Here is a 24,072-nt window from a genome sequence, read left to right on the forward strand (position 1 = left end):
CACCCCATGCAGACGATAATGATCGAGCGCCCAACGTGCGCTTGAACATTTCACGGGCCCTCATTTACACGCAGTGATGACGAGAACGCCATGGCCGGGCTGATTCCCCAGAGCTTTATTGACGACCTTCTGAACCGCACCGACATCGTCGATGTTGTCAGCTCACGCGTGCAACTGAAGAAAGCCGGCAAGAACTACACCGCCTGCTGCCCGTTCCATAAAGAAAAAACCCCGTCGTTCAGTGTCAGCCCGGACAAGCAGTTCTATTACTGCTTCGGTTGCGGCGCCGGCGGCAACGCCCTCGGCTTCCTGATGGACCACGACAACCTGGATTTCCCCCAGGCCGTCGAGGACCTGGCGAAAGCCGCCGGCATGGAAATCCCCCGCGAAGAAAGTGGCCGTGCGCACAAACCGCGCCAACCCACCGACTCGCCGCTGTATCCGCTACTGACCGCCGCCGCCGATTTCTATCGGCAGGCGCTTAAAAGCCATCCGCAGCGCAAAGCCGCTGTCGACTACCTCAAGGGCCGCGGCCTCACCGGGGAAATCGCCCGGGACTTCGGACTCGGTTTCGCCCCGCCAGGCTGGGACAACCTGTACAAGCACCTGAGCAGCGACACGCTCCAGCAAAAAGCCATGATTGACGCCGGCCTGCTGATTGAAAACGCCGAGACCGGCAAACGCTATGACCGCTTCCGTGACCGCGTGATGTTTCCGATCCGCGACAGCCGCGGCCGCATCATCGCGTTCGGTGGCCGAGTGCTGGGGGACGACAAGCCCAAGTACTTGAACTCCCCGGAAACCCCGGTTTTCCATAAAGGCCAGGAACTCTACGGCCTGTTCGAAGCGCGCAAGAACAACCGCAACCTCGACGAGATCATCGTGGTTGAAGGCTATATGGACGTCATCGCCCTGGCCCAGCAGGGCCTGCGCAATGCGGTGGCGACCCTCGGCACAGCCACCAGCGAAGAACACATGAAGCGCCTGTTCCGCGTGGTGCCCAGCGTGCTGTTCTGCTTCGACGGCGACCAGGCCGGCCGCAATGCCGCATGGCGCGCGCTTGAGGCCACGCTGTCGAGCCTGCAGGACGGGCGCCGTGCACGCTTTTTGTTCCTGCCCGAAGGCGAAGACCCGGACACCCTGGTGCGCTCCGAAGGCACCGACGCGTTCCGGGCGCGTATCAATCAACATGCGCAACCGCTGGCGGATTATTTTTTCCAGCAATTGACCGAAGAAGCCGACCCGCGCTCGCTTGAAGGCAAGGCCCACATGGCCACCCTCGCAGCGCCGTTGATCGACAAGGTCCCAGGCGCCAATTTGCGCACCCTGATGCGCCAGCGCCTGCTGGAAATCACCGGATTGAGCGGCGAAGCCGTGAGCCAGCTGGTGCACAGCGCCCCTCAGCACGCGCCGCCCGCCTACGACCCAGGCATGGATTACGACGCCATGCCGGACTATGCCGACTTCCACCAACCGCAGGAGGCGTTTACGCCCCAGCAGGAGTGGACGCCGAAGAAGCCCGGGGCCGGCGGCAAGAAGTGGGACAAGAAGCCCTGGAGCAAGAATGGCAAGCGCGGCGATCGCGATGAGGCCTATGCCCCGCGTACGCCGGTTGCCGTAGAGGCGCCGACGCTGATTGCGTTGCGCACGCTTATCCACCACCCGCAATTGGCGGGCAAGGTTGAAAGCGCCGATCATTTTGCCAACGAGAGCAACACCTACGCTCAGGTGCTTATCGCCTTGATCGAGGCCGTGCAGAAAAATCCTAAGCTAAACTCAATTCAGCTGATGGCTCGCTGGCATGGCACGGAACAGGGCCGCCTGTTGAAGGCACTCGCGGAAAAGGAGTGGCTAATTGACGGCGATAACCTTGAACAACAGTTTTTAGACACCATTAACAGGTTATCCGCGGGTCAACATACACAGACCCTCGATGAGCTCATCAAGAGAGCAAGACAGCCGGGATTGTCGGCTGAAGAGCAGATTCAGATAGCAAAACAGATGCGCGACCTCTTAAAACAGAACGTTTGCACATCAAACCCGACCTCAGCTGGCGTGTGAGGTCATAGCTCGGGTATAATCCTCGGCTTGTTTTTTGCCCGCCAAGACCTTCAGTGGATAGGGTGTTATGTCCGGAAAAGCGCAACAGCAGTCTCGTATCAAAGAGTTGATCACCCTTGGTCGTGAGCAGAAGTATCTGACTTACGCAGAGGTCAACGACCACCTGCCTGAGGATATTTCAGATCCAGAGCAGGTGGAAGACATCATCCGCATGATTAATGACATGGGGATCCCCGTACACGAGAGTGCTCCGGATGCGGACGCCCTTATGTTGGCCGACGCCGATACCGACGAGGCAGCCGCTGAAGAAGCCGCTGCCGCGTTGGCCGCGGTGGAGACCGACATCGGTCGCACGACTGACCCTGTGCGCATGTATATGCGTGAAATGGGTACCGTCGAGTTGCTGACACGCGAAGGCGAAATCGAAATCGCCAAGCGTATCGAAGAGGGCATCCGTGAAGTGATGGGCGCAATCGCGCACTTTCCTGGCACGGTTGACCACATTCTCTCCGAGTACACTCGCGTCACCACCGAAGGTGGCCGCCTGTCTGACGTCCTCAGCGGTTATATCGACCCGGACGACGGCATTGCGCCGCCTGCCGCCGAAATACCGCCGCCTGTCGATCCGAAGGCGCCGAAAGCGGACGACGACGCCGACGAAGACGAGGCTGAAGCCAGCACCGACGACGAAGAAGAAGTCGAAAGCGGTCCGGACCCAGTCATCGCTGCCCAGCGTTTCGGTGCGGTTTCCGATCAAATGGAAATCACCCGCAAGGCCCTGAAAAAGCATGGCCGTGCCAACAAGCAGGCAATTGCCGAGCTGCTGGCCCTGGCTGAGCTGTTCATGCCGATCAAGCTGGTACCGAAGCAATTCGAAGGCCTGGTTGAACGCGTTCGTAGCGCCCTTGAGCGTCTGCGTGCACAAGAGCGTGCGATCATGCAGCTCTGTGTCCGTGATGCGCGCATGCCGCGTACCGATTTCCTGCGCCAGTTCCCCGGCCACGAAGTTGACGAAAGTTGGAGCGACGCCCTGGCCAAAGGCAAGGCGAAATACGCCGAAGCCATTGGTCGCCTGCAGCCGGACATCCTCCGTTGCCAGCAGAAACTGAGCGCACTGGAGGCTGAAACCGGCCTGACGATTGCCGAGATCAAGGACATCAACCGTCGCATGTCGATCGGTGAGGCCAAGGCCCGCCGCGCGAAGAAAGAGATGGTTGAAGCCAACTTGCGTCTGGTGATCTCCATCGCCAAGAAGTACACCAACCGTGGCCTGCAATTCCTCGACTTGATCCAGGAAGGCAACATCGGCTTGATGAAAGCGGTGGACAAGTTCGAATACCGTCGCGGCTACAAGTTCTCGACTTATGCCACCTGGTGGATCCGTCAGGCGATCACTCGCTCGATCGCCGACCAGGCCCGCACCATCCGTATTCCGGTGCACATGATCGAGACCATCAACAAGCTCAACCGTATTTCCCGGCAGATGTTGCAGGAAATGGGTCGCGAACCGACCCCGGAAGAGCTGGGCGAACGCATGGAAATGCCTGAGGATAAAATCCGCAAGGTATTGAAGATCGCTAAAGAACCGATCTCCATGGAAACCCCGATCGGTGATGACGAAGACTCCCATCTGGGTGACTTCATCGAAGACTCGACCATGCAGTCGCCAATCGATGTCGCCACCGTTGAGAGCCTTAAGGAAGCGACGCGCGACGTACTCTCCGGCCTCACTGCCCGTGAAGCCAAGGTACTGCGCATGCGTTTCGGCATCGACATGAATACCGACCACACCCTTGAGGAAGTCGGTAAGCAGTTTGACGTGACCCGCGAGCGGATCCGTCAGATCGAAGCCAAGGCGCTGCGCAAGTTGCGCCACCCGACGCGAAGCGAGCATCTGCGCTCCTTCCTCGACGAGTGATACCAGAACCCCCGGCCCAGGCCGGGGGTTTTGCTTTCTAACAATTACTTCCACAGATAACTGCCCCGCAACTCCCCTCCCCCGCAATGCCCGTCTACACTCGAGAAATTCCCCGTGCCATAACGAGACCGTTATGCCCAGATTGCCGACCGTGATACTGCTGTCGCTGCTGACCTGGACCGCAACGGCTGGCGCGTTGACTCTCACGGATGATGAGCGTAGCTGGCTGACGGACCATCAGGAGCTGCGCCTTGGGGTGGATGCGTCCTGGCCGCCCTTTGAATACCGCGATGAAGAGAGCCGCTACCAGGGCCTGTCCGCCGATTATGTGCGCCTGATCCAGGATCGCCTGGGCATCCGGGTCAAGCTGATCGAGCCAACAAACTGGACCGCTGTGCTTGAGCAAGCACGCAACAGTCAGCTCGACCTGCTACCTGGCGTCATGTCTACCCCGGAACGCCAGAGCTTCCTGGCTTTCACGCGCCCCTATCTCGACTTTCCCATCGTGATATTGGCCCATGAAGGCGGCGCCAAGCCGCGCAATCTCAACGACTTGTACGGACTGAAAATCGCCGTGGTGGAAAACTATGCGCCTCATGAATTACTGCGCACCCACCATCCGGACCTCAATCTCGTCGCGATGCCGAACGCCAGCTCTATGCTGCAGGCCCTGGCCACCGATGAAGTCGATGCGGTCGTCAGCGACCTGGCTTCCAGCGTGTGGAGCCTGCGCCAACTGAAACTCGACGGTTTGTACGTGAGCGGCGAAACGCCCTACCGCTATCAGTTGGCTATGGGCGTCCCGCAGGATGAGAAAATACTGGTGGGCATTCTGGACAAGGTCCTCGCCGATCTCAGCCCAGCCGAAACCGATGCGATCCAGCAGCGTTGGGTCGGCAGCTTCAGCGATCACCGCACGCTCTGGGCGGATTTGCTGATGTACGGTCTGCCTGCGGTATTGCTGCTGAGCACCGTGCTGGCCGTTGTGATTCGAATCAATCGTCGGCTCAGCTCGGAAATTTCCCGCCGGGTCGCCCTTGAGCAAGAACTGCGCAGCAGCGAGTACCACTATCGCGGCCTGGTGGAGAGCCTGTCCGCTATCGCCTGGGAAGCCAACATCAGCGATTTCACCTACAGCTACGTGTCGCCCCATGCTGAAGAATTGCTCGGCTACCCCCGCGCCCATTGGCTGATCCCCGGTTTCTGGCGCAACATCATTCATCCTGCCGACCTGACCCGCGCCGAAACGTATTGCTACCGTGAAACCCGCGCCAACCGTGACCACAGCATCGACTATCGCGTTATCACCGCCGATGGCCGCTGCCTGTGGGTACGCGACATTGTCAGCCTGATCGAATACGGCCATGAACCGGTGCTGCGCGGCTTGATGATCGACATCAGCGAAGCCAAGCGTACGGAGGAGGCACTGCAGCTGTCCGAGCAGAAGTTTGCCTCAGTGTTCCAGCAATGCCCGGACATCCTGGTGATCGCCCGCCTGTCCGACGGATGCCTGCTTGAAGTCAACAAGGCCTTTGAAGACCAGATCGGCCTGAGCGCCCAGGAGGTGGTGGGCAAAACCGCCACCGAGCTGAATATCTGGGGTGTTGAAGGCGTCGGTCCGGATTTGCTGCAACGCGTGCAGACCACCAGCATCCGCAACCTAGAGATGATTTTCTGGCGCAGCAATGGCCAGGCGTTTACCGGGCTTATTTCGACCGAGCCGTTCCAACTCGATACCACCGAGGCCCTGGTGGTCGTGGTGCGAGATATCACCCAGCTCAAGGAAACCCAACAGCAGCTGCAAACTTCCGAGGAGAAGTTTGCCAAGGCGTTTCATGCCTCGCCCGATGGCTTGTTGCTGAGCCGGCAAAGCGATGGGCTGCTGATCGAAGTGAACGAAGGCTTCAGCCACCTGACCGGCTACACCAGCGCCACGTCGCTCGACCAGTCGGCCCTGGACCTTGGGATATGGGTCGACCTTAATGAGCGCAAGCACCTGCTCGAGTTGATGCAGCGCGACGGCTTTGTCCGCGACTTCATCTGCCATATCCGCCGCGTCGACGGCCAGATTCGCCTCTGCGAACTGTCCAGCCGCCCGCTGCCCATCGGCGACGAAAATTGCATGCTGACCATCGCCCGCGACATCACCGAGCGCCAGCTGATGCAGGAAAAACTGCAACAAGCCGCCACGGTGTTCGAAAGCACCGCCGAAGGCGTGTTGATCACCGACACGCGGCAGAACATCAGTGCGGTCAATCGCGCCTTCAGCGAAATCACCGGCTACAGCGAGGCCGAAGCGCTGGGCCATACCCCGCGCCTGCTCGCCTCCGGCATGCACGACAGCGCTTTCTATGCCGCGATGTGGCACCAACTGACGACCCAGGGTCACTGGCAGGGCGAAATTTCCAACCGGCGCAAGAACGGTGAGCTGTACCCGAGCTGGCTGACCATCAGCGCCGTGCGCAATCGCGAGCAGGTGGTCACGCATTTTGTCGCCGTATTTGCCGACATCTCCAGCCTCAAGCTCGCCCAGGCGCGCCTCGACTACCAGGCCCATCACGACCCGTTGACCGGCCTGCCCAACCGCACGCTGTTTGAAAGCCGACTGCTGGCCGCCCTCAACGGCCAGCAGGAAAGCGGCAATCAAGGCGCGGTGTTGTTTCTTGACCTGGACCGCTTCAAACACATCAACGACAGCCTGGGCCACCCGGTCGGTGACCTGCTGCTCAAAGACATCGCCGTACGCCTCAAGGAACAATTGCGCGATATCGACACCGTCGCTCGCCTGGGCGGCGATGAATTCATCATCCTGCTGCCCGGCCTGCACCAGGCCAGCGATGCGCAATACCTGGCGAACAAATTGCTCGATTGCTTCACACCGCCCTTCCAGGCCGGCGAGCACGAGTTCTTTATCAGCGCAAGTATCGGCACCAGCCTGTATCCGCAGGACGGCACCGATGTCGCCACCCTGGTCAAAAATGCCGACGCCGCGATGTACCGCTCCAAAGCCAAGGGCCGCAACCGCGTTGAAAGCTACACCCGCGACCTGACGGCCCAGGCCAACGAACGCGTGGCGCTGGAGCATGAGCTGCGCCGCGCCATCGAACGCGATGAGATGAGCCTGTATTACCAACCCAAACGCAGCCTGCTCACCCAGCAACTGATCGGCGCCGAAGCCTTGATACGCTGGCACCACCCGACCTTTGGCGACGTACCGCCCGAACACTTCATCGCCCTGGCCGAAGAGAACGGCACGATCCTGCAAATTGGCGATTGGGTACTGGAACAGGCCTGCCGACAAATGCACGCCTGGCAAGACGCTTTCGATGATTTCGGGCCACTGTCCGTCAACCTCGCCGGCGCGCAACTGCGTCACCCCAACCTGCTGTCACGCATCGAACAACTGCTGCGCGACTACCGCCTGGAGCCCGGCTGCCTGCAACTGGAGATCACCGAAAACTTCATTATGAGCCAGGCCGAAGAAGCGCTGGACGTGCTGCACCAACTCAAAGGCCTGGGCGTGCAGTTGGCAATCGATGATTTCGGTACCGGCTATTCCTCCCTCAGCTACCTCAAGCGCCTGCCGCTGGACTTCCTCAAGATTGACCAATCCTTCGTCCGCGGCCTGCCCGACGACCCACACGACGCCGCCATCGTCCGCGCCATCATCGCCCTCGGCCACAGCATGCAATTCACCATCATCGCCGAAGGCGTGGAGAACCCCGCCCAGCAAGCCTTCCTAGCCGCAGAAGGCTGTGAACAGATGCAAGGCTACATCGTCAGCCTGCCCCTGCCACCGGAGCAATTTGCCGCAACCTTCCTTCGTACGAGGCAGGAGGATTTTTCGGATGGCACAGTGAACAAACCATCGTTATAATCCGCGACCTACTGAGGGCCTATAGCTCAGTTGGTTAGAGCAGGGGACTCATAATCCCTTGGTCGTAGGTTCTTATGTAGGGTTCATTTACCCGCACATTTGTCCCTAAATCATGGGTAGGTTAAGCTACTGAAATAGAAAGACTTTGGGCCTCTAGCTCATGTTGGTTAGAGCAGCGGACTTAAGGTGAGATACCTAACCCCTTCATTGGGCATGGTTGATCGCGAATGGGTTGCCTTGGGGTAAGTTAACTCTGTCCCTTGGTAGAATCGCTCAAATTCGGGGAAGCCTCTGCTCAAGCGTGGTAATCCCGAGCCAAGCCTCTCACGAGGAAGGTGTAGAGACTGTACGGGCGAGCCGAAAGGTAAGAGACAGTCCAGACCACGAACCCGAAAGGGGCGGTGAAAACCGAAGTGGTAAGCATAATCCGTTGGTGCCCGGTTCGACTCCGGGGAGGCCCACCAATAATGGAAAACCAGACCGTGTGTCTGGTTTTTTTTTGCCTAATTTCTTCAGCGCTGTGTGCCAAGGCCTCAAAGCTTGCCGACATAGCCACCAAGCTCAATGTGCAGTGCTCTCAAAGCCACCCCAGATTGCCACAGCCATGCATCGCGTCATGGTCAATATCTCAACGGCACTAGCTAAGATCCTGCCGTGAAATCAATGGCACTGCCCTAACACGTCAGATAATCACTTAAAGAAAGTGAATATTTTTGCTCCTCAAATCGGGTCTCGGGACGTGAAATAATGGTTGGGGAATCCGCCAATCTTGTCGGGACATTTGATCATGAAAACAGCTACCATGAAGATTGGCGGGATGCCATCTTGCGCCGACTGCAACCCTGCGATACAGAGCAAGCGCGTTGCTAAGGAGATCATGGCCATCCTCTGAAAAGTAGATGAACGTCAGAGAGTTTTGCCCTTTTGAAACAGATGCAGTCATTCCGATTTATAGACCTTTTCGCTGGTTTGGGCGGCTTTCACCTTGCTCTGGAGCGACTTGGAGGGGTTTGCGTCTTTGCAGCAGAGTGGAAAGAACATCTCCGTGATCTCTATGAGATGAATTTTGATGTTCGTCCCGCTGGTGATATTACCAAAGTAAAGCCAGAGGACATTCCTGACCACGATGTTTTAACTGCCGGTTTTCCGTGCCAACCATTTTCAAAAGCAGGCGAACAACTCGGATTTGAATGCACCGAGCAAGGAAACTTATTTTTCAATGTTGCTGCAATCTTAGCTACAAAAAAACCAAAATACTTCATTTTAGAAAACGTTCCTAACCTACTTAAGCACGACGAAGGTCGAACCTGGAAGGAAATTCAAACCATTCTCGGAACCGGAGAAGGTGGTGTCGGCTATCATATTTCAGCAGAGAAGCTTTCCCCGCATAATTTTGGTATCCCGCAAATTCGGGAACGAGTTTATATAGTTGGCTCATTAGATCCTTTAAGTGAATTCTCCTGGCCTGAAACCACGGAAACACCAACTTGCATTGACTCAGTGCTCGACGATTACCCAAATGATGCAAAAGCGCTTTCACCCCAAGTAAATGAATGTTTGGAAGTATGGGATGAGTTTCTAAAACTTTGTCCTGAACATGTAGAACCACCTTGGTTTCCTCTATGGTCCATGGAATGGGGAGCAACTTACCCCTTTGAAGACACCACACCATACGCGTGCAGACAACTAAAAGGCCTCGACGGCCTGAAAGGATTCAAAGGAAGTCACGGAGTTAAAATTGGGTACTTAAAAACCATCGAGGAAAGATGGTCAGCGTTGCCTAGCCATGCGCGTACTAATACAGTGACATTTCCAAAATGGAAGAAAGATTTTATAAGGATGAACAGACAATTTTATACGGATAATAAAGTTTGGATAGATCCGTGGCTACCGAAAATCTTAAAGTTCCCATCTAGCCTGCAAAAACTAGAATGGAACGTCAAAGGTGGCGAGAGAAACATATGGAACTATGTGTTGCAATTCCGCGCATCTGGAGTAAGGATAAAGCGGCGAACGACCGCGCCAAGTTTAATAGCAATGACTGATACGCAAGTACCCATTATTGCATGGCAAAAGCGTTACATGACACCACGTGAATGTGCAAAGCTTCAAAGCATGGATACCTTAAAGCACTTGCCCACAAGCCACACGCTAGCGTTCAAAGCTTTAGGAAACGCAGTAAATTCAAACGTGGTCGAATCAGTTGCTAAGGCGCTAATCTTTACAGATGACCAAAATTATAAATCGAAAGCATCAAGTTCAACCAAATTGACGGCAGATACTTTGTGATCATGGAAGAAGAGCCTAAAAAGGCAGCACCTGTTTCAGTCGAAATTCGACCCGAAGTAACCATGCTTTCCGTGCTTAAGCATCTGAACTACAAAGCATGGTTTGCAATGGCGGAGTTTATAGACAACTCAATCCAAAGCTTTGCAGCTAACCGGACCAAACTAAAAGAGCTGAATGGATCAAACTTTAAACTTATAATAAATATCAGCATCGACACTGCGGGCCCGGGTAGAATTACAATAACAGATAACGCAGCTGGGATATCCGAGCATGACTTCCCGAGGGCCTTTAGAGCAGCCCATGTGCCAACAGATCGAACGGGCCTGTCCGAGTTCGGAATTGGGATGAAGAGCGCGGCTTGCTGGTTTGCTGAGAATTGGTCTGTTAGAACTAAAGCTTTGGGAGAAACGGTTGAGAGAACTATTTCTTTTGACATACGCGAGATTGTCGAAAAACAGATCGAAAACTTAATAACAGAGGAACGCGCGGAAAAGACGAAAAAACATTACACTGTCGTCACTCTTCGCGGCCTACATCACATTCCTCTAGGAAGAACTGTAGGTAAAATCAAAGCTCATCTCGCAAGTATTTATAGGGTTTTTCTCCGACAAGGAGAACTTGTTCTTACTGTTAATAAAGAACAACTTGAGTATAACTCACCAAAGATACTTAAAGCGCTACCATTTTCCGGATCAGGAATTCCAGTACAAGATCAAAATGCTAAAGCCGTAGAATGGCGAAAAGATATTAATTTAGATTTTGGTAATGGCCAGCGAGTGAATGGGTTTGCCGCTCTTCGAGAAATTGGATCGACTCCGTTTGCGGGATTCGCTCTATTCCGGAGAAATAGGTTAATTGAGGGCAGTTACGACGAGACATATCGACCTAGTTTTATTTTTAAGCAAACCAATAGTTATCCGTATCAAAGGTTGTTTGGTGAGTTACACCTAGAAGGTTTCGATGTCAGCCACACAAAAGATGGTTTCCGCTGGGAACAGTATGAAGATATATTCTTAGAATATCTTAAAAATGAATTAGAGGCGCCACCTTTAAATCTACTGGCTCAAGCTGAATCTTATCGTGCGACGCCAAGCAGAAAATCGATTCAAGCTCTAGCAGTGACAGCTACCAAATCTGTTGCACAATATATTGAAGAGCAGGTTGCGCCTTTCATTATCGAATCCAGGCTTAACCCCAGTGCGCCGCCCATACTTCCAGAACATTTAGAACCTAACCTATTAGAAGCATCGGAAAAAACGGTTGAGGTCGATGACGGTAGGAATCTGTGGATCATCACAATCAAAACATCAATTGACCCTGCTTGCGAAGATTGGCTTGCAGTCGCGAAACATGAGCAAGAACAGGATACGCTAGAGCGTATTAGGAGACTTACTCTTGATATCTCTTTGGCACATCCTTTCTCGACACAGTTCCTTGGCACCCACAATGAAAATGTTGAACTTTTCTTAAGAATAGCAACTGCAATTTGCGTAGGCCTCGTTTTATCAGAAGATATGACAGGCATCTCTCCTGAAATATTTCTGTTCAACTTTAACTACTTAATGCGGGGCGCCTTGGTGCGTACGTCAAAAATATGAATACATCAATCAAGATACTCTCTACCGTTAGACCACCTCTTCGCTGGGTACCAGAACTTAAAGAGTTCACACATGCTTTTTTAAAAAGCAAGTCAAGTGACCCAAATGGACCTAACTTCCAGGATCTGACGGAAGGACCCGACTCGGTTCTACAAGAAGCCCAGCGCATTCTAGGTCGATGTTTGCCGCCGTTAGACCCCGCCGGACATGAAACTGGTCTGGTCGTAGGCTACGTCCAGAGTGGCAAAACGATGTCATTTGAGACCGTAATAGCGCTTGCAAGAGACAATGGGTATGGTTTAGTCATCGTTTTAGCTGGAACAAAAAACAACTTGCGGGATCAGTCTGAGTACCGACTCAGAAAGGACTTGGGTATAGAAAATGGTGGTGATCAGTGGTTCCACTTGTCCAACCCTACCAAGAAAGATCAGGATCAGGTAGAGGCAAAAATAAATGCCTGGCGGAAAAAATCTTCAAAAAAATCACTTTTGATTACAGTTCTGAAGCACGGCGGCCATCTTGAGAAACTTGCTGAGGTATTGAGCAAAGTAAAACTAAATGACATACCCGCACTAATTATTGATGATGAAAGTGACCAAGCCAGCCTGAATACGAAAGCGGCAAAAAATCGCCGTGAGCTACCCATCGATGAAGAAAGAAGCGCAACGTACGAAAGAATTTTGAATTTGAGGGATGTGATACCGCACCATTCATACTTGCAGTATACAGCTACCCCCCAAGCCAACCTATTGATAGCTCAATCTGATTTGTTAAATGCTTCATTTGCAGAACTTGTAACTCCTGGCCAGTCATATACTGGAGGAAAGGCTTTCTTTTTAGAAAATCCAAGTTTGATATGTGACATTCCTGCTATCGAAGTACCGACACCAGATAACATCTTGAGCGGGCCGCCAAAAAGCTTACTGAAAGCTTTGCGATTTTTCTTTCTAGTTCTGGCGCAGCATTCTTTAACAAGAGAAAAAGGGTTGAGTGGAAAAGATCAAAATCGCTCAATGATGGTTCATCCGGCAATCAAAACATCCTCTCATAAAGAATACAAAACGTGGGTAGATAATGCGAAAACCAGCATTTCGCTCATTGTCGAAAGCGAGTACATAAAAAACCCATCTCTTGTCGCTAAAATGTTTGACGAAGAATATAAATCGCTCAAACTGACAGAGCCCAAAATAAAGCCTCTGAATGAGCTAGTTGCAGCGCTGGTTGATGATGTGTTCGACGAGCTACGCGTTGTGCAAGTCAATGGTACGCCAGATGCAGAAAAAAACATAAGCTGGAAGCAAACTCGATACTGGATTCTTGTTGGCGGTGCTAAATTAGATCGCGGGTACACCGTTGAAGGTCTGTGCATTACTTATATGCCTCGTCCATTGGGAGGCGCAGCTACCGCTGATACCCTACAACAGCGGGCTCGGTTCTTCGGATATAAAAAAGGCTATTTCGGGTTATGCCGGGTATTTATACAGCAAAGTGTAAAAGACGCTTTTACTGAATATGTTGAACACGAAGAGTTTGTTCGTTCGGCTCTCGTTGCCCACAGAGGTAAGCCGCTCCTAGAATGGCGTCGTGACTTTATTCTGACTGAGCTTTTAAAACCTACGAGGCCGAACATTATAGGGATAGGGACTCGTCGCATCCCGGTTGACGGCTGGCTAGTTCCGGACGTTTTACAACGTGATGACACCGCCGCGGCGGATAACAGAATTTTACTTTCGAATGTGGTCACTAAATGGCAGTCCGAATACGGACCAGCGATCAATGCTTCAAACTTATCCAAGTTTTCTACAGCAACGAATGGTACACCTCATGAAGTCTTCGACGGAATCCCCTTAAGAGTCGTTCTCGAAGATTTTTTATTGAAGGTTGCTGTAAAGGATCCAAGAGATGCGGAAGAACACAGCGCGATGCTGGTAGTCTTAGCGTTGCTTTTAAGTAACGACGCCAACATTGTGACAGATGTTTTTATGATGAATAAATTACAGACTGGATATCGTATGAGGAATCAAGGTCGAGGAGTGAGTGCATCCCATCGCTTCGCACCAATCAATCAATACTTCAGTCAAAGTGCGGATGCCTTTAACGACAAAAGTTTTTCCTCTACTGAACGCGTTACTTTACAACTCAGAAGATTCGACCTTGGCACGGTACAGCGAGATCAAAGCAGTGCGGACATTCGGGACGTCACTTGGTTTGCCCTTAATGTACCAAAAAAGCTGAAGAAGACATTAATTATTGAGGAGCGAGTTTAGAAATGGTATTCACAGACTTTAAGAGCTTACCGCGCGCCGAGTCGGGAGAAAAGTTTATTGCGTTATCATTATCTGATCGGCGACAAGACTTCCTCGCCAAAGATGTGGATGGTGCGCCTATCTTCCTTCTTCATGACGCTAGCATACCCCGTTATGTCCCCAGCATCCAATTCCTCTATTTAAATGCACAGTTTCACACTACTTGTAGTGTTCATGTAGCAGGAGTTGTAATTCAAGATCAATTCGCCGTTATATCCTGTGATCCAAGCGCACCCGACTTATACGAGCTTTTTATAAAATGTTTCAGTGCGGCTATCGATGAGCTTCCACTTAATTCTGGTACTCGTGAGCTTGAGGAAAGCATTCAAGGGCTTTTAGATTTATTTAGAGTAATGGCGACCCCAAGTGGTCGAGAGGTCGCAGGACTATGGGCAGAGCTATTTATTATAGACCGCAGCTCTGATCCACTGCTGCTCCTCGATTACTGGCACAGCGACATCTATGAAAAATTCGATTTTTCGTGGCGTGGTGGATGTTTGGAGGTTAAATCCACCATTCGTGAAACCCGAGCCCACGAATTCGCAATGGCACAACTGCAACCGCCACTAAACGGTGAGGGATACGTCGGGTCTATAATGATGCAAAGCCTCTCTGGCGGAGTCAGCATTATGGAACTGGCAAACTCTATAGATGAAGTTGCCTCAAAATATCCCGCATTAAGAAAAAAATTGTGGAGTAATATTGCATCAGCTCTTGGCAATGATTTCTCTGAAAAAATTGACCGGCGCTTCGATATTTCTTTTTCGGAAAGAAATTTTCTAGCCTTTAACATGAATGACATTCCTGGTTTACGTCAACCAATTGATCCTCGTATAACTGGTATCAGATACAATGTAAGCCTTAACGACGTCAAGTCTTCGTTAGCAGAGACCTCTTTACATCATCTCTCAGATTTAATAGCGGCCTCGTCGGAAAAGCACCTTCACGGCGTATGGTCGGATTCATCATCGTAATAAACTACAGATGCATCTCTAGCGTGCCGTTGACCGAGAACTAACCGAGTAGAGGCTGTTCTGCCGCCTGAAAACTGACTCAGGTGTTCAACTGCTTCTGCTCACTTTTCGAGCGGGAGAGCGGGTGATCAGCGCGGAAGTGCTGGGAAAATCCGGCGGATATACTTCCGCGATAAGCTCGCTGCTTGATTAAACCGCCTATGCCGACCCAATGAAAAAAATCACCCACCCTACAACAATAAGAATGGCACTGAGTGATTACTTTTATCGTTATACCAGAAAGAATTGTTCAACGAGAACGGGCTCGGTGACACATCTATTTTGGTTCATAGTAAATGCTATCGAGCAGCGCTGATCGATTATCCCAAATTCGTCCGGCAAGTTTGGCCTTAGGTCGAGGTGATAACCACCAAGGGCTATTTTGCATAGGCACTACGATGCGCTCCCAATAATTTCCTAGAGTCAATGTGCTGTGGGCTGCACCAAATGCACCGCATACGCCACGTTTGTTAGCATCGTTGACGCCGATAAAAAAATCCGGGCGTTTCATTACTAGAAGTCGTGAGGCGGTTGCTATCCCGCCCTTATGAGTTTTTTTACGAAAAGCTCGGTCGAAATCTTGGCTGAACGCGTTGAAATCCCCTTCAGAAATATCACCGTCGGCCGGAATATTGTCTATTGCTTTGGAAAGCAATTGTGGAAACTCATTGACCAAGTTTTTGAAGTCTCCCTGGCCAGACATCCTACCAAACCAAGCCCAATCAATATTATCGAATGTCGGCTCATTAGCCCCATAGGTCCCTGCGATAGCTTTACGCTCAAGTCTAGACATCGCATCAAAAGAGCCATGTTCTGAAAACAAAGACGCTGCGCGTTCTAAAATAGTAAGGCGACCCTCTAGGTTATGATAGCCATCGTTCTTTACACCATTTACAAAATTTTCCCAGGTGAGGGCCAAAGGCGAGGGCTTGGCACCAATTGGTTTTTTTAAACGATAGAATTTATTTAAATCTTTAAGCTTAGCTTTATTTGCAAGGTATTGAGCCTCATAAGCAAATAAAAAACTATCCTCAAGAATATCTTCGGCCGCACTCCAACTCGACTTGATAAAATCTTCAAGATTTCGAAATAATATGTCTTTTTTATCACCTTGAAGTAATACGCTAAGCTCAATATTTTTGCCGCCAAAGGCTCCTCCTGTCAGATTATGGCTTCCGACGACTGCCGCATAGCCATCAGGCATCCTGAAATAATAAAGTTTGGGATGAAAAAGGCGTCCATTAGGAGGGAGGCAGCGAACACCTTTGCATTTGCTAAAACGCCGCAGCACTGCTGGATCCGTCTGGTACATATGTGTACCTATCACGAGCATTCCTAGTTTAATTTCAGCATCCAACATTGCATCGACAATTTCGTTTGCACCGGCCCATGCCACAGCGACAGCATATTGATTGCAGTTTTTAATTAGCTGTTTAATTGCACGATTTGCTTCCCACTCAGCGAGCATACTAACATTCATTTAGAGCACCTTACTTCTATGTTTTTCAGCGGTAATGCTATACCCCAGCGTCAAAATCTAGCGCAATCCAATATGAGCTACTAACTTACTGGCTAGCAGCCAGATTCTATCTAAACACTAGTATTTTCGGTGTACGAAAGCCGCTTACGCACTTGGATACTGATCATTTCCGTTGGTTAATAGCTGGACCCGTGGACCTGTATAGTTCGGCGCCGAATTGACTTATTGTCGCTACCTGAATTGAATTTTTGCATATCAATCCAGCACGATGTATCGGCCCAGATCGGCCCGTCGAAAAGCATAGGCGATAATCACTCCCGCTTTTCGTGGCACGGTCTGCAGCAAGCGGCAGTGTTGCGTGGGATCGGATTCGGACGACTGAAGACTTTGCTGCAATGGACACATTTGTAAACATTTGCCCCTTGCATGATCTTGTCCGCATTTTGTTCCAAATAGAAAGGAGGTATTAAATAGTTGAAATCAGCTAACGCATAGGATGTTTGCCGGGAATCAACCTTCAACTGATCAGGGTGAGTTGTTGCAACGAGTACGTTATCAGAGTACTCCGGGTATGCCACTTTAATTGCAGGAAGTACGTCAGAATCCCCGGTGATGATGACGTGAACATCCTCAGGGCACGTAATCGCGTATTTCACGAGCAAAGCTACGACTGTAGCGTCCACTTGCTTTTCTTGAAATCGGTGCTCGCGCAACTTTCCGAGCATCCAGCCCTTTAATTTTGGTCGGAATATGGCATCTTTTGAGTATCCTGCCTGGACGGCGTTCTCAGCAAATTTTTCCCTGGCCGCAGTGCTTCTCTTGACCGACTCCACATCTGCGGCAGTCACGTCGTCGCGCTCATTCGGCCACTCAGCCAAATCCACTGGCAGCTCAAACACGCTAGTAGCAAAATACATACTGCCAATTGAATCGCATTTTGGGATATGCCGCTGTGCGTGTGCCAGGATTTCATTTACGAGCTTTGCATGATCGAGTTGAAATCTGCGATCAGGATATTCTAAACGTGTCGCAAGAGCTCTATCCGCACCGCAAGCGTTATAAAGCCAAGTACCATCAACGAACACATTGAGCTTCGCCATATCTTTCTCCTGAGCGCCAAGGCGCATATAGCTGTCCAATTGCAAGGGCTTGCACTCAGGGCATATTGCCATCATTTTGTTGAAAGACTCAATCTTTGCTACCGCTTCGGGTAGAAACTCATCGCACCGTCTACGGCAGCATAGAAAACGATGTGTTCTGCTCAAGGGCTGATCGATCACCTCAGAGTAAATTCAGTGGTTCGCAGGCTGCTCTTGCCTGAAAGCGGTCACTACAAAGATCGAAACAGGGCTGGCTTTCGACCGGATATTGTTGAACAGCCTGAGTATTAGTAGCTCCGAGACGTGAAGCATCACAGCGAATCGGACAATTCTTAGGCCTACATACCGAAAGCGAGCTCACAGTAGATTCAGTACAACTACGGTACGATGCTTAGCTTGAGTAAATTTCTCAAAATTACGCTCAACAGCAATTACTACGGGCCCTCCAGCTATGCCAACCTACGTTCACCGACGAACGATTTCTCTAGGCATACCAGTTCGCCCAGCAACTCATAATCCTTTGGCCCAGGGTTCAAGTCTGTGTGGGCCCACCAAGACGCAAAAGCCGCGCATTGCGCGGCTTTCGCATGTCTGGCGCCGCAGTTCTGTAAGCCCGACCAAGCCTGTAACATGCACACCCACTGCCCCCCGCACTGGAGCTCCATCCTTGCCCGCCCTAGACGAAATCGACCGCCAACTGATCGCCGCGCTGCAGCTCAACGCCCGCGAAAGCGTGGCCATGCTTGCCCGGCAACTCGGCATTGCGCGGACCACGGTGACTTCGCGCTTGGCGCGTCTTGAGAAGACCCAGGTGATTACCGGTTATGGCGTGCGCCTGGGCCAGCGCGTGGCGGATGGCGGGTTGCAGGCGTATGTGGGCATTACCGTGCAACCGCGTTCGGGCAAGGAAGTGCTGCGCCGGCTGAGCGCGATGGCTCAGGTGCAGCAGTTGTGCGCGGTGAGCGGTGAATTTGATTACGTGGCGTGGCTGCGTACCGAGTCGCCGGAGCAGCTTGATCAATTGCTGGACCAGATAGGCAGTGTCGAAGGCGTGGAAAAAACCACTACTTCAATCATTCTCAGTAACAAATTGGACCGTGGACAACCTATCTGACCAGTCACTTCGTCAGATTGACTAAAACCAGTACAATCCGACGACACATTGCGTCTTATTAACGAGCGCAACGCTCCCTAAACTGGCTGCCATCTTTTCCTATACTCAACGGGCCCTGTTCCGTTGAGTCGTCAGTAAGGTCAGCCATGAGCATTCCGTCCAGCACCATCAGCAAGACCAACCGACACCCCGCCAATGGTAAAAAGCCCATCACCATCTTCGGCCCGGATTTTCCGTTTGCCTTTGATGACTGGATCGAGCACCCGGCCGGCCTGGGCAGTATTCCCACCGCCAACCATGGTGCTGAAGTGGCGATTGTCGGCGCCGGTATTGCAGGGCTGGTGGCGGCCTACGAACTAATGAAGCTGGGCTTGAAGCCGGTGGTGTACGAAGCGTCGAAGATGGGCGGTCGCCTTCGCTCCCAAGCGTTTGAAGGCGCCGAAGGCATTATCGCCGAGCTGGGTGGGATGCGCTTTCCGGTGTCGTCCACGGCCTTCTATCACTATGTGGACAAGCTGGGCCTGGAAACCAAACCCTTTCCCAACCCGCTGACGCCGGCGTCTGGCAGTACCGTCATCGATCTGGAAGGCCAGACGCACTACGCGCAAAAACTCTCCGACCTGCCGGTGCTGTTCCAGGAGGTCGCCGACGCCTGGGCCGACGCGCTGGAAGCCGGTTCGCAGTTCGGCGATATCCAGCAGGCGATCCGTGACCGCGACGTGCCGCGCCTCAAAGCGCTGTGGAATAAACTGGTGCCGCTGTGGGACGACCGCACCTTCTACGACTTCGTCGCCACCTCAAAAGCCTTTGCCAAGCTGTCGTTCCATCATCGCGAAGTATTTGGCCAGGTCGGTTTCGGCACCGGCGGCTGGGACTCGGATTTCCCCAATTCCATGCTGGAAATCTTCCGTGTGGTGATGACCAACTGCGACGACCATCAGCACCTGGTCGTTGGCGGCGTGGCTCAAGTGCCCATGGGCATTTGGCGTCACGTACCGGAGCGCTGTGCCCACTGGCCTGCCGGTACCAGCCTCAGCTCATTGCACAGGGGCGCGCCACGGGCCGGCGTGAAGCGCATTGCTCACGCCGCCGACGGCCGTTTCGCCGTTACCGACATCTACGGTGACACCCGCGAATACGCCGCCGTGTTGACCACCTGCCAAAGCTGGCTGCTGACCACCCAGATCGAATGCGACGAAACCCTGTTCTCGCAAAAAATGTGGATGGCCCTGGACCGCACGCGCTACATGCAGTCATCGAAAACTTTTGTCATGGTCGACCGCCCGTTCTGGAAAGACAAAGACCCGGAAACCGGCCGCGACCTGATGAGCATGACCCTCACCGACCGCCTGACGCGCGGCACTTATCTTTTCGACAACGGCGACGACAAGCCTGGGGTGATCTGCCTGTCCTACTCGTGGATGAGCGACGCGCTGAAAATGCTGCCCCAACCCATCGATAAGCGGGTCAAACTGGCACTCGATGCGCTGACGAAGATCTACCCGAAAGTCGACATCAAGGCGCGCATCATCGGTGACCCGATCACCGTGTCCTGGGAAGCCGACCCGCATTTCCTCGGGGCCTTCAAAGGTGCATTGCCCGGCCACTATCGGTATAACCAGCGCATGTATGCGCACTTCATGCAGAAGGACATGCCCGCCGAACAACGTGGGATTTTTATCGCCGGAGACGACGTTTCCTGGACCCCAGCCTGGGTGGAGGGCGCGGTACAAACCTCGCTGAACGCGGTGTGGGGCATCATGACCCACTTCGGCGGCAGCACCCATCCGGAAAACCCAGGGCCCGGCGATGTGTTTGACGAGATAGGGCCAATCGCCCTGCCCGAATAAGGAGCCTGACATGCGTGTCGCCCTGTACCAATGCCCGCCACTGCCGCTGGACGTGGCCGGTAATCTCAAGCGCCTGCAGCAACTGGCGCATGAAGCGTCGGGTGCCGATGTGCTGGTGCTGCCGGAAATGTTCCTGACGGGCTACAACATTGGCGCCGAAGCCACAGGCGCCTTGGCCGAGGCCCGGGATGGCGAGTCGGCACACATCATTGCTGAAATCGCGCAAAGTGCCGGGCTGGCGATTCTGTATGGTTATCCGGAGCGGGCCGAAGACGGCCAGATCTACAACGCCGTGCAGTTGATCGACGCCCACGGCAAACGCCTGTGCAACTACCGCAAGACTCACCTGTTTGGCGACCTCGACCACGCGATGTTCAGTGCTGGTGAGGATGACTTCCCGCTGGTGGAAGTGAACGGCTGGAAGCTGGGGTTGCTGATTTGCTACGACCTGGAGTTTCCGGAAAACACGCGGCGCCTGGCCCTGGCCGGTGCCGAACTGATTCTGGTACCCACTGCCAATATGGTGCCGTTCGACTTTGTCGCCGACGTCACCGTGCGGGCCCGAGCGTTCGAGAACCAATGTTTCGTGGCCTATGCCAATTACTGCGGGCACGAAGGCGATATTCACTATTGCGGCCAAAGCAGCATTGCCGGGCCCGATGGCCAACGCATCGCCCAGGCGGGCCTGGATGAAGCGTTGATCGTCGGCACGCTGGACCGGCAATCGATCCTCGACGCCCGCGCCGCCAATCATTACCTGCACGACCGTCGCCCCGAGCTTTACGGCGCGCTGCTCAAGCCCTGATCCACCGGGTTTGCTAGCATAGGCGCTTCCCCCGCTTCGGAAGTGCCCATGCCTGCGTCGGTTCACGCTCAACCCCTGCACCTCACCCTGGCTAATGGCCTGCGCATTTGTCTGCGCCATGCACCGCGCTTGAAGCGCTGCGCGGCTGTTTTGCGCGTGGCTGCCGGCAGCCATGACGCGCCATTGGCATGGCCGGGGCTGGCGCATTTCCTTGAGCATTTGTTGTTTTTGGCAACCGAGCGTTTTCCGGCAGACGAAGGGTTGATGGCCTACGTGCAGCGTCATGGCGGGCAAGTGAATGCCAGCACCCGCGAGCGCACTACCGAATTCTTTTTTGAGCTGCCGGTTCCGACCTTCGACGATGGGCTCGTGCGGTTAGCCGACATGCTGACGCACCCTCGCCTGGCCCTCGATGACCAACTGCGCGAGCGCGAAGTGCTGCACGCCGAGTTCGTCGCCTGGTCGCAAGATGCCAAGGCGCAGCAACAGGTGGCCTTGCTGGAGGGCCTGGCCGCTGATCACCCGCTGCGCGGCTTTCATGCGGGCAATCGCGACAGCCTGCCAGTGGAACATGAGGCTTTTCAGCAGGCGTTGCGCGAATTTCATCAGCGCTTCTATCAAAGCGGCCAGATGACGTTGAGCCTTGCCGGCCCACAATCGCAGCAAGACCTGGAAGCGCTGGCGCAGCACTTCGGTGCGCAGCTGAAATGCGGCCCGCTGCATCCCCAGGCCGCGCCGCCAGTGTTGATGGCCAAGCCAGCCAGGGGCTATCAACATGTTGCCGATCATCATCTGCATCAGGTCATCACCTGTGACGCACCGCGCGAAGCGCTGGCGTTTCTCTGTACCTGGCTCAACAGCCCGGCGCCGGGGGGCTTGCTCGCTGAACTCAAAGCGCGACACCTGGCGACTGCCTTGCACGCCTCGGTGCTGTACCACTTTGCCGGACAGGCTGTGCTGGACATCGACATACAAGGCGATGCGACTACACAGATCGAGGCGCTGCTGCACGACTGGCTGAGTTTTTTCGCACACAGCGACTGGACGCCCCTACGCGAAGAGTTCGCCTTGATCACTGCTCGCCAACAGCAGGTCCAAAGCGCCCTGGCGCTGGCACGCAACGACCTTGAAGACGTATCGGACCAAAGTCTCGCAGCGCTCAAGGCCATGCTCGACGCACTGCATCTGCCGCCCGCCAGGCATGAATGGCAGCTCCCACCGGCTAACCCTTTCCTTCGTCCCGCCGCTCAAGAAGAACGTGCCGGCTTGATTCGCGGCCAGACCAGCGCCCACCGGGGCTTGCGCACGTTCGCCCAGGACCGCTCACGGGGCCGACGGGAAACATCGGCGCTGACATTCAGCCAGGCATTGGCCAATGACACCGGTGAAGGCGCCCTGTACCTGCGCTGGCGATTTGAGGGCGCCGCGCCTGCTGGCCTGGACAGCCTGTTACAACCACTGCGCGACAGTGCCGGTCAAGCGGGCGTCGAGTTGGCTTTCGAAACCATCGCCAATGACTGGCAGGTAAAAATGCTCGGTGTCCATGAGCCCATGCCGGCCGTGCTTGAAGCGCTGACGCGCTGCTTGAGCACTGCCGCTGAACACTTGGCGCCTCCACCCCCGGCACCGATGATTGCCATCCGCGAATTGCTCAAGGCATTGCCCGCCTGCTGTACCGGCGTTCAGCCGACGCCCCAAGCGACGCCAGCACCGTGGGCCACCGCCCGCTGGCACGGGCTGGGCTCAGGGTTACCGGCAGCCTGTGAAGCGGCGATCAAGACCGCAGCAGCCCGCTTGCCTGGGCAGCCTGCGCCTTTCCAGTGCGAGCCTCAACCGCTCAAAGGCCAGCGCCGCTGGCACGAGGTCAACACCGCGTCCAGCGAAGCGGCGATGCTGCTGTTTTGCCCGACACCCACTCAAGCCCTGTCCGATGAAGCCGCCTGGCGCTTGCTCGGTCATCTGCTTCAGGGGCCGTTCTACCAGCGCCTGCGGGTCGAACTACAAATCGGCTACGCCGTTTTCAGCGGCATCCGACAGGTCAATGGGCAAACCGGCTTGCTGTTCGGCGTGCAGTCCCCCAGCGCGTCCTTGGGTGAGATCGCCGAACAGGTGCAGACTTTCCTGGCACAACTGCCGTCGTTGATCGAGCGCAGCGCAGCCATGGGCAACGAGGCCTTGGCGCAGCAATTCACTGCCCAATCCCTGCCGATGGCCCAAGCCGCCGACTTGCTGTGGCAGGCGCAGTTGGCGGGCCACTCATCGGGTTATCTGGAACAATTACAAGAATTGATACAAAGCTGCTCGCGGGACGATATGCAGCGCGCCGCGCAACAACTGAACGACGCCACAGGCGGCTGGCGCTGCATTGCCAATGGCCCGTGCATCGGGGGGCGCTGGCAGCCAGCAGGGTGATCATTGCCAACCGTGCAACAGGCTTTTTCTTTCGAGACAGCGCTAACTCGAAAAGAATTGCGTAATATTCACACGCAATATCTGAACATCTCCCATGGGAGGTGGACTATATGTACTACTTGGTAGTGAACATCCCGTCCCTTGATAGGAGTATGAATATGACTTGGTCCAAACCTGCTTACACTGATTTGCGCATCGGTTTCGAAGTCACCATGTACTTCGCCAGCCGTTAATCCGCTGGGTAATACA

General features: G+C 53.9%; 14 protein-coding genes. 12 read left to right on the forward strand and 2 right to left on the reverse strand.

The genetic code is table 11. The features are described from left to right. Positions 1 to 90 precede the first annotated feature (90 nt). The 7 genes from dnaG (at position 91) to C4J92_RS24200 (ending at position 15,023) form a co-directional block, all read left to right on the forward strand. A complete protein-coding gene (dnaG, locus tag C4J92_RS24165; RefSeq protein WP_124364660.1) occupies positions 91 to 2,061 on the forward strand; it encodes a DNA primase in 1,971 nt (656 codons plus the stop codon). A gap of 67 nt (positions 2,062 to 2,128) precedes the next feature. Beyond that, on the forward strand, positions 2,129 to 3,979 hold the full coding sequence (rpoD, locus tag C4J92_RS24170) for an RNA polymerase sigma factor RpoD (RefSeq protein ID WP_124364661.1): 1,851 nt from the start codon (positions 2,129 to 2,131) through the stop codon (positions 3,977 to 3,979). 133 nt (positions 3,980 to 4,112) lie between these two features. Then, positions 4,113 to 7,856 (forward strand): bifunctional diguanylate cyclase/phosphodiesterase, encoded by a 3,744-nt coding sequence (locus C4J92_RS24175; protein WP_124405448.1) that lies wholly within the window; start codon positions 4,113 to 4,115, stop codon positions 7,854 to 7,856. Between the two features lie 933 nt (positions 7,857 to 8,789). Then, positions 8,790 to 10,145, forward strand: a complete 1,356-nt coding sequence (locus C4J92_RS24185; protein ID WP_124405854.1) for a DNA cytosine methyltransferase — start codon at positions 8,790 to 8,792, stop codon at positions 10,143 to 10,145. A 2-nt stretch (positions 10,146 to 10,147) separates the two neighbouring features. Beyond that, entirely contained in the window at positions 10,148 to 11,743 is a 1,596-nt protein-coding gene (locus C4J92_RS24190) for an ATP-binding protein (protein WP_256657510.1), read from the forward strand. Beyond that, positions 11,740 to 14,010: a Z1 domain-containing protein gene (locus tag C4J92_RS24195; RefSeq protein ID WP_124405449.1), complete on the forward strand. Its 2,271-nt coding sequence runs from the start codon at positions 11,740 to 11,742 to the stop codon at positions 14,008 to 14,010. Before C4J92_RS24190 ends, C4J92_RS24195 begins: the two co-directional genes overlap by 4 nt. 2 nt (positions 14,011 to 14,012) lie before the next feature. Beyond that, entirely contained in the window at positions 14,013 to 15,023 is a 1,011-nt protein-coding gene (locus C4J92_RS24200) for a PD-(D/E)XK motif protein (RefSeq protein WP_124405450.1), read from the forward strand. Between the two features lie 316 nt (positions 15,024 to 15,339). On the opposite strand, the gene C4J92_RS24205 is transcribed toward C4J92_RS24200, so the two are convergent. Both C4J92_RS24205 and C4J92_RS24210 read right to left on the reverse strand, forming a co-directional pair. Beyond that, positions 15,340 to 16,542, reverse strand: a complete 1,203-nt coding sequence (locus C4J92_RS24205; RefSeq protein WP_124405451.1) for a phospholipase D family protein — start codon at positions 16,540 to 16,542, stop codon at positions 15,340 to 15,342. Positions 16,543 to 16,853: 311 nt separating this feature from the next. Beyond that, positions 16,854 to 17,642 carry an NYN domain-containing protein gene (locus C4J92_RS24210; protein ID WP_124405452.1) on the reverse strand — a complete coding sequence of 263 codons (789 nt, stop codon included), beginning with the start codon at positions 17,640 to 17,642 and terminating at the stop codon, positions 16,854 to 16,856. A gap of 667 nt (positions 17,643 to 18,309) precedes the next feature. Here C4J92_RS24210 and C4J92_RS24215 point away from each other — a divergent pair. From C4J92_RS24215 to pqqA, 5 genes are all read left to right on the forward strand, one after another. Then, entirely contained in the window at positions 18,310 to 18,756 is a 447-nt protein-coding gene (locus C4J92_RS24215) for an Lrp/AsnC family transcriptional regulator (RefSeq protein WP_124364663.1), read from the forward strand. A 167-nt stretch (positions 18,757 to 18,923) separates the two neighbouring features. Next, the gene (locus tag C4J92_RS24220; protein ID WP_124405856.1) at positions 18,924 to 20,606 is read left to right on the forward strand and encodes an NAD(P)/FAD-dependent oxidoreductase; all 1,683 of its coding nucleotides are present in this window, start codon (positions 18,924 to 18,926) and stop codon (positions 20,604 to 20,606) included. A 10-nt stretch (positions 20,607 to 20,616) separates the two neighbouring features. Continuing rightward, positions 20,617 to 21,411 carry a carbon-nitrogen hydrolase family protein gene (locus tag C4J92_RS24225; protein ID WP_124405453.1) on the forward strand — a complete coding sequence of 265 codons (795 nt, stop codon included), beginning with the start codon at positions 20,617 to 20,619 and terminating at the stop codon, positions 21,409 to 21,411. Between the two features lie 48 nt (positions 21,412 to 21,459). Beyond that, the gene (gene pqqF, locus C4J92_RS24230; protein WP_124405454.1) at positions 21,460 to 23,823 is read left to right on the forward strand and encodes a pyrroloquinoline quinone biosynthesis protein PqqF; all 2,364 of its coding nucleotides are present in this window, start codon (positions 21,460 to 21,462) and stop codon (positions 23,821 to 23,823) included. A gap of 158 nt (positions 23,824 to 23,981) precedes the next feature. Beyond that, the gene (pqqA, locus tag C4J92_RS24235; RefSeq protein ID WP_003194766.1) at positions 23,982 to 24,056 is read left to right on the forward strand and encodes a pyrroloquinoline quinone precursor peptide PqqA; all 75 of its coding nucleotides are present in this window, start codon (positions 23,982 to 23,984) and stop codon (positions 24,054 to 24,056) included. The last annotated feature ends 16 nt before the right edge of the window (positions 24,057 to 24,072 follow it).

The sequence above is a fragment of the Pseudomonas sp. R3-18-08 genome, assembly GCF_003852065.1.
GTDB lineage: Bacteria > Pseudomonadota > Gammaproteobacteria > Pseudomonadales > Pseudomonadaceae > Aquipseudomonas.

Bases quoted from the DNA above. Each gene is read 5' to 3' on its own strand.
- dnaG (WP_124364660.1), top strand. From the start codon at position 91: ATGGCCGGGCTGATTCCCCAGAGCTTTATTGACGACCTTCTGAACCGC.
- rpoD (WP_124364661.1), top strand. From the start codon at position 2,129: ATGTCCGGAAAAGCGCAACAGCAGTCTCGTATCAAAGAGTTGATCACC.
- C4J92_RS24175 (WP_124405448.1), top strand. From the start codon at position 4,113: ATGCCCAGATTGCCGACCGTGATACTGCTGTCGCTGCTGACCTGGACC.
- C4J92_RS24185 (WP_124405854.1), top strand. From the start codon at position 8,790: ATGCAGTCATTCCGATTTATAGACCTTTTCGCTGGTTTGGGCGGCTTT.
- C4J92_RS24190 (WP_256657510.1), top strand. From the start codon at position 10,148: ATGGAAGAAGAGCCTAAAAAGGCAGCACCTGTTTCAGTCGAAATTCGA.
- C4J92_RS24195 (WP_124405449.1), top strand. From the start codon at position 11,740: ATGAATACATCAATCAAGATACTCTCTACCGTTAGACCACCTCTTCGC.
- C4J92_RS24200 (WP_124405450.1), top strand. From the start codon at position 14,013: ATGGTATTCACAGACTTTAAGAGCTTACCGCGCGCCGAGTCGGGAGAA.
- C4J92_RS24205 (WP_124405451.1), bottom strand. From the start codon at position 16,542: ATGAATGTTAGTATGCTCGCTGAGTGGGAAGCAAATCGTGCAATTAAA.
- C4J92_RS24210 (WP_124405452.1), bottom strand. From the start codon at position 17,642: ATGGCGAAGCTCAATGTGTTCGTTGATGGTACTTGGCTTTATAACGCT.
- C4J92_RS24225 (WP_124405453.1), top strand. From the start codon at position 20,617: ATGCGTGTCGCCCTGTACCAATGCCCGCCACTGCCGCTGGACGTGGCC.
- pqqF (WP_124405454.1), top strand. From the start codon at position 21,460: ATGCCTGCGTCGGTTCACGCTCAACCCCTGCACCTCACCCTGGCTAAT.